At 43.8% G+C, this 12,544-nt stretch carries 11 protein-coding genes; 1 reads left to right on the top strand and 10 read right to left on the bottom strand.

The genetic code is table 11. The features are described 5' to 3' along the window. Positions 1–14 precede the first annotated feature (14 nt). Entirely contained in the window at positions 15–488 is a 474-nt protein-coding gene (locus V5739_RS01465; RefSeq protein ID WP_423819373.1) for a DoxX family protein, read from the bottom strand. 252 nt (positions 489–740) lie between these two features. On the opposite strand from V5739_RS01465, the gene V5739_RS01460 reads away from it, so the two are divergent. Then, positions 741–1,205 (top strand): hypothetical protein, encoded by a 465-nt coding sequence (locus V5739_RS01460; RefSeq protein ID WP_423819372.1) that lies wholly within the window; start codon positions 741–743, stop codon positions 1,203–1,205. Positions 1,206–1,498: 293 nt separating this feature from the next. On the opposite strand, the gene V5739_RS01455 is transcribed toward V5739_RS01460, so the two are convergent. From V5739_RS01455 to V5739_RS01415, 9 genes are all read right to left on the bottom strand, one after another. Then, positions 1,499–2,557 (bottom strand): c-type heme family protein, encoded by a 1,059-nt coding sequence (locus V5739_RS01455; RefSeq protein ID WP_423819371.1) that lies wholly within the window; start codon positions 2,555–2,557, stop codon positions 1,499–1,501. A 145-nt stretch (positions 2,558–2,702) separates the two neighbouring features. Beyond that, positions 2,703–2,924: a YgaP family membrane protein gene (locus tag V5739_RS01450; RefSeq protein WP_423819370.1), complete on the bottom strand. Its 222-nt coding sequence runs from the start codon at positions 2,922–2,924 to the stop codon at positions 2,703–2,705. 61 nt (positions 2,925–2,985) lie between these two features. Further along, a complete protein-coding gene (locus V5739_RS01445) occupies positions 2,986–3,291 on the bottom strand; it encodes a hypothetical protein (RefSeq protein ID WP_423819369.1) in 306 nt (101 codons plus the stop codon). Between the two features lie 256 nt (positions 3,292–3,547). Next, positions 3,548–6,796, bottom strand: coding sequence for an efflux RND transporter permease subunit (locus V5739_RS01440; protein ID WP_423819368.1), 3,249 nt, complete (start codon positions 6,794–6,796; stop codon positions 3,548–3,550). 123 nt (positions 6,797–6,919) lie between these two features. After that, entirely contained in the window at positions 6,920–8,002 is a 1,083-nt protein-coding gene (locus tag V5739_RS01435; RefSeq protein ID WP_423819367.1) for an efflux RND transporter periplasmic adaptor subunit, read from the bottom strand. 249 nt (positions 8,003–8,251) lie between these two features. Further along, positions 8,252–9,571 (bottom strand): TolC family protein, encoded by a 1,320-nt coding sequence (locus tag V5739_RS01430; protein WP_423819366.1) that lies wholly within the window; start codon positions 9,569–9,571, stop codon positions 8,252–8,254. A gap of 158 nt (positions 9,572–9,729) precedes the next feature. Beyond that, positions 9,730–10,233, bottom strand: a complete 504-nt coding sequence (locus V5739_RS01425; protein WP_423819365.1) for a hypothetical protein — start codon at positions 10,231–10,233, stop codon at positions 9,730–9,732. Between the two features lie 270 nt (positions 10,234–10,503). Then, a protein-coding gene (locus tag V5739_RS01420; RefSeq protein ID WP_423819263.1) for an IS3 family transposase occupies positions 10,504–11,636 on the bottom strand; the annotation gives its coding sequence in 2 pieces (ribosomal slippage) (positions 10,504–11,375 and positions 11,375–11,636; 1,134 coding nt in all). Positions 11,637–11,680: 44 nt separating this feature from the next. Next, the gene (locus tag V5739_RS01415) at positions 11,681–12,031 is read right to left on the bottom strand and encodes a hypothetical protein (RefSeq protein WP_423819364.1); all 351 of its coding nucleotides are present in this window, start codon (positions 12,029–12,031) and stop codon (positions 11,681–11,683) included. Positions 12,032–12,544: the final 513 nt, after the last annotated feature.

Raw genomic sequence — 12,544 nt, 5'->3', positions numbered from 1 at the left:
CTCTAAAGAGCTGATCAGGAATTATTATTGCTGTTTGATGAAATATTCCGCTCCACGAATGCCTTATAAGCCCCTGTTGAGCACAATGCCCACAAAATCAATACCGGCTGAAAGAACAGCCTGATCAACCTTGCATGGTCTGTATCCAGGCCAAAAGCATCTGTCCCGTTGAGGTATTGGGCCATATTTCCCGGGAAGATGAGGACAAAGAAGATAGCGACCATCCATCCCGTTAAGGCTTTCCATTTGGGCAGAAGCACAAGGGCAAGGCCTAAAGAAATTTCCACAAGCCCAGAAAGCACAACCACAAGATCATCAGACAGGGGCACCCAGTTGGGTACCTGTGCTACAAATTCGAGCCTCGAAAATGTAAGGTGGCCAATTCCTGCATAGGCTAAGCTGAGGCCTAATAAAATTCTGAAAACCGCACGCAACCAATGGGTTTTGATGCCATAGCTCCATTTTAAGTTTTGAATGATCCCGTTCATAAGAGAAATTTTTAAATCCTTATTTTTCGTATCGCGCACGATGTAAATATACAATTATTTATTATATCGCAAGCGACATAAATAGTTACTTCAAATAATTTACATTTATGCATGCAGAAAAGCGCTGTTATATCTGCATAAAATTGCACAACAACATCATCGAGTTGTTTTCGCTAAACAAGTCAATTTATTACAGGTTACATTTTTTTCCCCTTTTACGGGGTATATTATTGAATTATTAAAACTGAAAAATTGAACAAACTGGTATATTTTGTTCTGATCTTTACCTTGATTCAATGTAAAACTTCGGAAGTTGATCAATTTGATTCCACCGGAACTTATGTCCTCGGAAAGTACAATCCTGATTCGGCTGAAGAAATAAGGGAGTACTTCGGAGAAATCCAGGTAAAACAGATAGATGCTGACAAGATCGCAATGACCTTTATGATCAACAAAGGTGCTCCAGGTTATAATTCTGGGTCTTTTATAGATACTTTGATTGTCAAAAATAAGGTGGCCAATTACCGAACGCAATTTGATGAATCCTGCAAGATCACGTTTGCATTTGATAGGGGAGGGGTAAGAGTGAATGAAGAGACTGAAGATTTTAATTCCGGTTGCGGCTTCGGGCATGCCGTGGTGGCAAAAGGCTACTTCAGGAAGATTTCATCTGATACTCCTGTTTTAAGAAATCCCATGACGGGAGAAGAGCTTTGAGATATGTCACAACAGTATTTACGAAAGCTTATAACCTGCCATAATATCTCTCAAAAATGGCATTTTTGAGAAGTATTATTTTGTTGGAGCTTAAAGAAAATCTGAAACTGAAGTTCAAAATTTAATCCCTCGTTTCTTCATTTCTTCGGAAAGCTTACCGGGTATCTTGCGGCAACTGCAATTCTTCGAATGTTCCAGATGCCAGTCGATTCGTTGATCCAAGGTCGCATTTTGGGGCATCCTGTGCGTTTCATGCCATTCTTTATTAATTTGTGTTTTCATGGCTTCTAAATTTAACGGCTGTTTTGGAACTCAATCTTCCAGATTCCCCGCACCTCATTTTCTGAATACCCCACTGCCTTATCCTGCGGATATAGTTTGAGTATTTTCTCTTTTACCTGCGGCTCAATATCTTCAGGTTTCCCGTGACATTGTAGGCACATGGTATTGGTAACTATGGGATAATAGAAGCGGGTTTTGCCATTTTGTGGCATTAACACCGGCTGCGGATCTTTACCCGCACTTATCTGGTGCGAAAAAAGATCTATGAGTGCGGTTTCTTCAGCATTTGCCGCGTTGGCGGTGTTTCGAGGTTTATCTGAAATCCGCTGTACTGAAGCGTTGTATTTCTTTGCCATAGAAGCTGTCAGCGGAATTGCCTCCACATTACAAAAATCTAAAGCATGTACTGTACCTTCCTTTTGAATTGCTCTTATCAGGTTTTGGCCCAGTAACTTTTTGGTTTCCAGCGCGATCTCCATGCCTTTGTCAGCTCCATTTTGACGCTGCATCCCCATTCCTTTTCCCTGACCAATTCCTTTACCCATTTTACCGGAATCCTGTCCCTGTCTCATGCCTTTGCCCATTTGTCTTCCCTGCTGGCGGTATTTTCCATTTCCGGAACCTTCTTTCCAATGTTTGGCAAACCATTCCGGTTCTTCGACCTGGTAGTCGTACAGGTATTCCGCAATTTTTTCTACGGCACCATCAGGAAATTGCTGGTAAGGCATTAATCCAAACTTTCTGATTGCACCGGGCATCATTGATTTTCCGGCAGCAGGTTCCTCAACAAAACTCACAACCTGCTGCACAAAAGCTTCTCGTTTGGGTTTGTTCAAAAGGTAATGAGCTTTTACAGCTGCCATGGGCGGGGCTATCCTGCCTTCATTCATTGGAGCACTGGGGCTATGACAGGCGTAGCAATAAGTTTCCATCAGCTTTTTACCCTGATGATCCTGCTGTTGAGATGAAATTTTCATTTCGGCTTTTTCAGGGGCAGTGTATCCTGCTTTTTTATCCTGGCACCCAAAGAGCAGGAAAAATGCGAGAAAAGGAAGAAGAAACGTTTTCATAAACAGTGGTTTAACAGATAAATATAAACACCCGGCAATATCCAAAATATGCGATTTATCATATTCTGTAATTTTGAGCTGTACTCCAGATAAATTCTATAAAGAATGGGATTTCGATCCTTGACCTGAACCCGCAACCCGCAACTCATATCTTTGAAGCGGACTTCTGATTTTGTACTTTTTCATCTTTTATCCCGAATTTCTTCAGGATGTCTTCCATCAAACACCAGCGGGTAATGGAGGATTGCAACAGATTCACTCCCACAAAAGCTGTGAACCACAACCAGTTGATATTCACATAAACGGCCAGTAAAAGGCTGATGAGAATAAATGTTCCGGCGATGCCGCGTATTACTCTGTTTAGCATAATCTTTAATTTTTAGTGGTTAACTGATAATTGTTAATTGTTTATTGATCATTGTTTATTGTTAAAGTGATCGTTCTACAGGTAACACTACCGCGCGCACGGGATTATTGGTCTCCAGGTACTCATTGTACTCCTTCAGGTACTTAAAAAGATCGGCGATCTTTTCCTCTTCTGTGAAGGAGAAGAGCATAACGGATTCATTGCCGCCTTTTTCCCCTGGAAACCAGCTCTGCGTCGCGACCAGGGAATTTCCATTTTTGTAGCCGTCTATTTCCGAAGAACTAAAGGCTTCAATATTTGCTTTTTTGAATAGCTTCAGAACATCCTTTTGGTATTCGGAAACTGTTGTGACTAATAATAGTTTCATTTTTAAATTGTTTTAAAGTTTGGTCGGTTTTCGGTTCTCGGTTCTCAGTTGTAAGCCGCAGCTTCCATTAGACCCCCCACCCCCCTAAAGGGGGAGGAGGGAGTATCTTAACTTCTTAAGGACATCTGTTGCAACCGGGGCAGATCTCTCGTCGCATCTCCTTTCTGCCGAAAGAAAATGCTCTGTCGAGATGACATCTTGCAAATTTTTAGAGTCTTCAACTCGCAACCCGCAACAGGCAACCTGCAACTGTCAATTACTCAATTTTCTCAGTTTCTCTTTCTTCCACAACTTCAGGTTTTACATCCCTGTCTTCATACTTCTTCCTTTCTATCATGTAGTAAACCAACGGCACTACCAGGAGGGTAAGGAAGGTCGAAACGATAGTTCCTCCCATTAGCGAGATGGCGAGTCCCTGGAAAATAGGATCGAACAGGATCACGAAGGCTCCGATCACTACCGTTCCTGCAGTTAAGAGGATCGGTGTTGTTCTCACAGCCCCGGCTTCGATCACGGCCTGCTTCAACGGAATTCCGTCTTCCAGTCGCAGGTTCACAAAGTCAATCAGCAGCACCGAGTTCCGCACCATGATCCCGGCGAGCGCGATCATACCGATAAAGGAGGTGGCGGTAAAGAAGGCGCCCATGATCCAGTGGCCCAGCACGATCCCTATCAGCGATAGCGGAATTGCTACCATCATTACTATAGGTGCTTTAAAGTTCTGGAACCAGCCCACGATCAGGATGTAAATGATCACGATAACTCCCAAAAATGCAATTCCAAGATCGCGGAATACCTCCAGGGTAATTTGCCATTCTCCATCCCACTTCACGGTATAGTCATCTTCATATTGCGGCTGACCCATATACAGGTCGCTGATCTCGTAACCTGCAGGCAGTTCTATTTCCTTCAGTTTTTCTTCCATTCCCAGGATGGCATACACCGGACTCTCCAGTTCTCCGGCCATGTCGGCCAGCACATATACCACGCGCTTCTGGTTCTTTCGATAGATGCTCTTGTCCCTGGTCCACTCTTTTGGCGTCACCAGGTCGGCAATTGGGATCATTTGTCCCTGTTGGGAAGCGATGTTGATCTGCATGATGTCCTGGACTGAGGATTTCTCTTCCTCATCCAGCGCCAGTACAATTCCCACTCTTTGGGTGGCTTCTTCATCATAAAGCTGCGTTATGGATCTTTCCCCCATCGCAGAGTTCAGGGTATATACGATCTGTTGGGGAGCTATGCCATTAAGCATCGCTTTTTCCTTATCGATCTCAAATTTGTATTCTTTCTGATCGGCTTCCACCATCCAGTCGATATCCACCACATCTTCGGTATTGTGAAGAATGGTCTGGATACTGTCAGCAAGTGCGATCTGCGTTTCATAGTCAGGTCCATAGACTTCCGCGACTATGGTAGATAGTACAGGAGGCCCCGGCGGAACTTCCACCAGCTTGATGTTGGCACCGTATTTATCTCCGATCGCCTGAATATCCGGGCGCAGCAGTTTCGCGATGTCGTGACTCTGCAGGCTTCTCTCGCCTTTTGGTAGCAGGTTGACCTGAATATCGGCGGTATTACTCGCTCCCCGCAGGTCATAGTGACGTACGAGTCCGTTGAAGGTTATAGGCGCTGAGCTTCCAATATAGGTCTGATAATTCACCACCTGTTCGCTTCCGCTCAGGTATTGACCTACTTCTTTGGTCACCACCGCTGTTCGCTCTAAAGTGGTGCCTTCGGGCATGTCGATCACTACCTGGAATTCATTCTTGTTATCAAAAGGCAGCATTTTCACGGCTACGTCTTTAGTAAAGAACAGGGCTACAGATCCTAATAAAAAGAAGGCGGTAAGACCCAGGAAGCCCCAGCGGATCTTGGCATTATCTATAAGTGGCTCCTCAAAACGCCTGTAGATGCGGTAGATCATGGAATCCTCGATTCCTTTTTCAGCCTCTTTTACAGGCTTACCTTTCTTCTCCTTTTCACGCAAAAAGATGAATCCGAGGTACGGAGTAATTGTAAGTGCCACGAAAAGTGAGAGGATCATCGCGATGGAAGCTCCAATCGGCATCGGGCTCATATAAGGTCCCATCAATCCGCTTACAAAGGCCATTGGCAGTACCGAAGCGATCACCGTAAAGGTCGCCAGGATAGTTGGATTCCCCACCTCATTGATGGCATACAGCGCAGCCTGTTGGAACGGCAGGCGTTTCATCTTAAAGTGCCGGTGCATGTTCTCGGCAATTATGATCGAGTCATCCACCACAATACCTGTTACGAATACAAGGGCGAACAAAGTAATTCTGTTCAGGGTGTAATCCAGCATGTAATAGCTGAGCAGGGTAAGGGCAAAGGTGATAGGCACCGAAAGGAATACCACGAGTCCGCCGCGCCATCCCATGGCCAGCATTACCACAAGAGTTACCGCTATAATTGCTCCAATGAGGTGCAGCAATAATTCTCCCACTTTGTGCGAAGCAGTTTCCCCGTAGTTACGGGTCACTTCCACGTGCACATCTTCAGGAATCAAATTCGTTTGCAGGTGGTCAACCTTCTCGAGGATCACATCGGCGATCTTCATCGCATCGGCTCCCTTACGCTTGGCAACAGAAAGGGTCACGGCAGGATATTCCCCGGGATATTCCGAAGCATCTATTGCCTGCCCAAATCCAAAGTTTACATAAGATTTAGAGATCTCAGGCCCGTCCTGTACCGTTGCGATCTGCTTCAGGTACACGGGCTGCCCGTTATTTATTCCCACGATGAGGTTCTCCACATCCTGAGGGGATTCTAAAAAGCTTCCGGAGCTAACCAGAACTTCGCTGTCGTTGCGGTCAAAACTTCCGGAGGAAAGCTGCTGGTTGCTGGCCTGGATCTTTTCAGCAACACCCAACATATCCACGCCGCTGGCCGCCATCCTGTCCTTGTCGAGCACCACGCGCAGTTGCCTGTCACGGCCACCAATGGTGTTCACGATAGAAACATCCTCGACCTTTTCGATCTCATGGCGCAGCTCGTTGGCCATTTGCCGCAGCTGGTAATCATCATAGTTTTCGCTCCACAAAGTGAGTCCCAGTACCGGAACATCGTCAATAGCCCGGGTCTTTACCAGCGGCTGAGTCACATTTGGCGGGAACTGGTCCATGTTCTTCATGAGCTCGTTGTAGAGCTTCACATACGAACGCTCAATATCCTCGCCCACGTAGAACTGCACGATCAACATCCCCTGTTCTTCCATGGAGGTAGAGTAGACGTACTCCACACCCGGAATATTGGAAACCATCTTTTCCAGGGGTTTAATGATGCGCTGTTCCACCTCGGTAGGGCTGGCACCCGGGTAGCCTACAAAAATGTCGGCCATGGGCACATCGATCTGCGGCTCTTCCTCGCGCGGAATTAAAAACGACGCGTACACCCCCACGATCATGAACACGATCATGAGCAACACCGTCAGTTTCGAATTTATAAAGCCTTTGGCAATCTTGCCTGCTAATCCTTCTTTCATATTTTTAATAGTTGTTTGGACGTGCCCCGCCTCCGCAAAAAGCTTCGGCGGGTCGGGCTTTCGGCGCTACACGCCTGCCTGCCGGCAGGCGGGGTAGCTGCCTCTATCCCTCACGCAATATTTTTACTCCCGAATGCTCACTTTTGCTCCGTTGAACAATTTTCCGTCTGCCGAAACTATATAGGCTTCGTCAGGGTTAAGTCCGCTAAGGACTTCCACACGGTCTCCGTAAGTCCGTCCAAGTCTTAGCCACCTCAACATGGCGGTGTTCTGCTGACTCACGGTATAAACTCCCTTAAGGTCTCCGCGGGTCACTATAGCTTCTGTTGATACCATCACCGCTTCAGTAGTGCTTTCCTGCTTCTCAACCGGAAATCTCACTGTGGCATACATGCCCGATTTCAGATTGGCTTCGCTGTCTTCAAGTGCGACTTTTACCAGGTATTGTCCGCCGGTGTTGCTGGCCGAAGTACTAACCTCGCTCACTGTTCCCGGAACTGTCTCATTCGCAGATTTTACAATGACTTCCACTTTAGTTCCTGTCTCTATTTTGGAGATATTCGACTCCGGAACTCTCGCGGTAACCTCAAAATTTCCCGGAGCCTCAATGGCTAACAGCGGCTGACCGGGATTGGCCATGGTGCCTTCCTCCGCGAATTTGTTGGTGATGACTCCGCTGAAAGGAGCGCGTATATTTACATAAGCGAACTGCGAGTTCACCTCATTTCTCATTTGTTTGGCTGCCTCAAGCCTGGCCTGTGCCATCTCGAAACGGGCGGTCTGGTCATCCATCTCTTTTTGGGAAGCCGACTGCTCTTCGTAAAGTGCCTTAAAACGTTCGTAATCTTTTTGAGCGTTGTTGAAGGCGGCTTCAGCTTCGGTGATGCCGGCATTGACTTGTGCTCGTTTTGCCTGCAGGTCGCTGTTGTTGATGGATACCAGCAACTCCCCTTTGTTCACCTTATCACCCACGTTCACATGGATGTCGTCAATAAAGCCCATCATGCGGGTGCTGAGGTTAGCGCTGTTCACAGCTTCAATTTTTCCGCTGGCAGTAAGAAAGCGATCTCCCGCCCCCGATGGTGTTTCCACCTGCACGGGCACTACGGGCCCTTCATTCGCAGCCTGTTTCTTATCATCACCGCCGCAGCTCGTCGCGAATAATCCCAGGGAAGCAATTATTGTTGTGTAAATCAATTTTTTCATATCTCTAATTGTTCAATGTTCAAAGTTTAATGTTCAAGGTTTTTATAGGTTCAAGGTTTAAAGTTTAAGGTCTAAGGTTGATTCAAATGAACTTCTACCTTCGTACTTCTACCTTCGTACTTCTACCTTCGTATTTCGTTCACCCCCCGGCCCCCTAAAGGGGGAGAAGGGCTTTTTGCTTCAATTAATATTTTAGATCCAGGACTTTCTGCCTCCCTTTAGGGTTGGGGTAAAGCGGAAAGGCCGCTCTCAATTCTCAATACTACTCGTTAAAAATTCTATATATGCAACTGCGTAGTTATACTCATACACCGTCTGGTAATACTCCAGTTGCTTTTCTGAATACTGCGTTTCGGCTCCTAAGAGGTCTGTTGTTTTTTCAAGTCCCTGTTCGTATCGGTTGTTTCGGATTCTCAGGGCTTCCTTAGAATGTTCCAGCGCCAGTTGGGTGAGTTGCAGTTTGTTCTCGGCATCCTGTAATGCACGGGTAGCGCGGTTCAATTCCATCTGACTCTGTTGAACGTGTTGTTCGAGTTCCAGTTCTGCCTGTTTGAATTCGGCTTTGGACTGCTGGTCTTTTCCAATGCGTTTGCTGCCGTCAAAAATGTCCCAGGTCAATGCGACGCCGGCCAGGTAGCCGTTTGCGTCTCCCTGGAAGATCTCATCGTCATAGAGCTCATAGCTTCCAAAGACATTAAGGCGTGGCAAAAATGACATTTTTGAAGCCGTATACATTTTCTTCCTTGCCTCGGTCGCCAGCTCCATGGCTTTTATGTCGGCACGGTCACCGGGCAGGGCAGGAGCGTTAACTGCATACATCTCCAAATTCAAAGAATCCTTTGGCAGCAGCACCACGTCCATGGATTCACCCATGAGGAACATGAGGTAATCACTTGCGTTCTGCACATTACTTTTGGCGTATTGTAATTGGTTGTTCACTTCGGTCACGCGGACTTCCACGGCGAGCACATCAGAGCGCTGCAGGTATCCCTGCTTAAAGTTATTTTCTGCCAGTCTCAGGTTGGCCTGCGCGGTTTCCAGAGCCTGTTCCAGCACGGTCACCGCTTTGTGAGCGAGCTGCAACTGCATATAGGCTTTTTCGGTTTCCAGTTTCATGTAGTCCCCGGTGCGTACGCTCTGTAGCTCTGTGGCCTGCATCTTGTTCTTCGCAGCCCCACGCTCCCAGAAGCCATCCAGGTTCACCAGCGGTTGCTGAACTTCCACTTTGGTAGCGAAGTTGTCGATCCGGTCCGGGTTGTTGAGCCGGGCGGGATCGAAATCGCTTTGAGTGATGCGCTCCTGGTTCAGTTTGGAACCAAAAGCCATAAGGGGATTATTGGTGGTCATCCCGGTGTGGGAGACACTTATGTTGGGTAGAAAAACTGCGTTGGATTGCCGGTACTGCGCCCGGGCTGCCAGGAACTCCTGCTGGGAGATCTTTAGCTGACTGTTATTTTCCTGCACGCGCTGCAGGACTTCTTCCTTTCCAATGGAAACCGTTTCCTGCGCCTGTAACAGGAAGCCAAAAAACAGTACGGGAAAAAGGATAAGGGTTCTTGTTCTTTTCATCTCTTAAAATTTGTGAGACAAAAATACCCTTAGAGAAGGCGGTGGTCAGTAACTTTTGTTACCTACAAGTGTAGCAATTGTTACAGAGGGGGTGTGGGTTAAATGGAATAGATTAGAAAGCCGATTAATATTTTTGGAGATGTTGATGTTAGACAGGATTATCTTTTTCTCCAGTGATGTACTCGGAAGCCTAATACAGTTTTTGAAAAACTAGAAATGTATTCTTGTTTTTTCAAGGTTTGAAGTAGTAGTTCGTTATGCGAATTTTGAAGAACTTTAGGCCTTCTATCTTTAAATGTTATTCTTTCATAATCTTTACCTAAACTCATCAAGAATTTATCTATAAACTCCTCATCTTGTTTTTCTAGGCGGAGGCTAAAAATTTTAATTCTGTCTTGAGTTGGTACATTTTTACTTAAGGAAATTATCTTTAGAAGTTCATTATTTACTTCAAAATTATCATATTGAATTAAAAGAGAACTTAATAACTCTAAAACGACCAAATTAGATGTAATAATCTCATTACTGGAATTGTCTATTAATATTTTTTTCTCTAGATGGTTAAAAACATTTGATTTTAAGATATTTTCCAAATCATTACCGTCAAACTCTAATTCATCTAATTTTTTAAAATAGGTAGCTTTGAATTTTTCGAGAAACATTATATTTAATGGACTATGATCTTTTTTTAGAGACTGGAAATTTTCTGATTCGGGCTGAAGAACCCTGTTATTTATTAAATGAATAACCTTTTCTTTATCTAACTTTTCTATTTTTAAATCTTTATACCACCATGGAACTGATCTCGTTATAAGTCGATATGATTCATTTTCGACTTGGTTGTTTTCTAGTAACTTCCTAGTGAAGGCACTGAATTTATCTTTATTATCTTCTTCTTTTGGGATTTTAAGATCAGATAATGTAAGCTCCCCCTAATTAGAACTGCTTGATGATATAAAATTATTGTTTTTGGTTTTATCTGTAGTTGCTATTAGAGAATTAAATTCTGCATATTCTATTGGAGCCATTTTTCCTAATGCATCGTGAGGTCTTTGATTATTGTAATCATCCATCCATACCTGTGTTTGTTCTCGTACCTGATCCAGATCTTCAAAAATGTATTTATTTAAAACTCCTCTTCTATAACTTCCATTGAATCGTTCAATAAAAGCATTCTGTGTAGGTTTTCCTGGTTGGATATATTTGAAGTTGATTCCATGCATCTGACTCCATTCTGAAGCTATTTTAGCAATAAACTCAGGACCATTGTCCATTCTTATTTTCTGAGGTTTTGTTCTTCGATTAATTAGGTGGTTTAATACCCAAATAACTCTATTGCTGGGCAAGGAAAAATCTACTTCTATGTGAAGTGCCTCCCGGTTATAATCATCAATAATAGTAAAGGCCCTAAACCTTCTTTTATTATCCAGGACATCTGTCACAAAATCCATACTCCAGGTATGATTAAGGGTCTCAGGTACTTCTAAGGGTTCTTTTACTCTTGCTGGTAATCTTTTCTTCACTTTACGCCTTAAGCTTAAGCCAAGGTTTTTATAGACACGATAAACTCTTTTATGGTTCCACGGCTTTCCTTCCTTACGCAGTCGCTCATAAGCCATCCAAAAACCTTCCTCACTATACTTCTCTGCCTTTTGCTGTAAGGCTTCTTCTATGGGTTTATCATCTTTAGGGAGAGGTTTATAATAAAACACACTCTTGCTCATTTTTAAAACACGGCACGCCCTGCTTATACCGTAATGAGCAAGTTCTTTAGCTATGGTTCGCTTACGGCAAGGCTTTAGAGCTTTTTTTCGATGATCTCTTTAGCCATCTCATGATCCAAAGAAAGGGTGGCATACATTTGCTTGAGTCGACGATTCTCTTCCTCAAGTTCTTTGAGTCGCTTAAGCTCTTTGCCATTCATTCCGCTAAAACGCTCCCGCCATTTGTAAAAAGCAGCGGTGCTTACACCATATTCACGACTTATCTCGGCAGCTGTTTTACCGTTATCGAATTCTTTAAGGATCTTAGAGATCTTCTGTGGAGAAAATTTACTTTTTTTCATACTGTTTAAAATTAAGAATTATTCTACTTTTAAACAGTTCGGTTTTAAGGGAAGCTTACAGAATCTCTTTTAATTTTTTCTTCCTTAAAAGTTGCTAATGATATATTTAAAAATTTTAAATCATTACCAGAGTAGTGTTTTTGGAAGGTTTTTAATATTGTGCTTTTTCCTGATCCATAGGGGCCAGTTAGCGCAATGTTTTTTATATCCTTTTCTTTTCTATTTATTAATGCCCATTTTAGTGCATTTGAATAGTGGCCTTTGTCATCTCCATTGCTTATTGGCGATAAAGAGGAATAGTCGAAATTTGGAAACTCCTCACTGCTTAACTTATTATGTAGATCTGACGTTTTGTTTGAAATTTTTATAAGTAAATCAAGGAATTGTTTTTTCATTCTTAACTTTCTGCTAATGTTCTAAAAATATTACCACTTAAATTAATAGTTATTATCTAATTAGTGGGAGAGCTACGGGATTCTATGTGTTTCTGTAAATCTATTAAAATTTTGTTAAGGAACAGTTGCGGGAAACCGTAAATTCAATGAACAATTATCAATAAACAATGAACAGAAATTCTTCTTGGCCGGGAGATTTTTTCGTTGCCCAAATGCCTATTGAAAATGACATTTTTGGAACCTTTTCTTTGTGCTCTTCTTTTTTGACTTAGTGAGCTTGGTTTGGAAGTTACCCGTCATTCTCGATACTAATCCGCTCCTGCTATCGCAGGATCGAATTCACTCGAATTGACGGGGGAGCTTGTTCTCGATACAAATCCGCCCCTGCTCCCGCAGCTCTGGATTCACCTACCTACCTACCGGCAGGCTCAAACTGACGGGAGAAGTAATCTGCGTAGATCTGCGTGATTTGCGGGAAAAAAGTGATCAGTGTTTAGAAAAAAAGATCTCTTT

The sequence above is a fragment of the Salinimicrobium sp. TIG7-5_MAKvit genome, assembly GCF_049569215.1.
Taxonomy (GTDB): domain Bacteria; phylum Bacteroidota; class Bacteroidia; order Flavobacteriales; family Flavobacteriaceae; genus Salinimicrobium; species Salinimicrobium profundisediminis.
The sequence above is the reverse complement of the archived record's forward strand: the minus strand, read 5'-3'. Positions and strand labels throughout refer to the sequence as shown.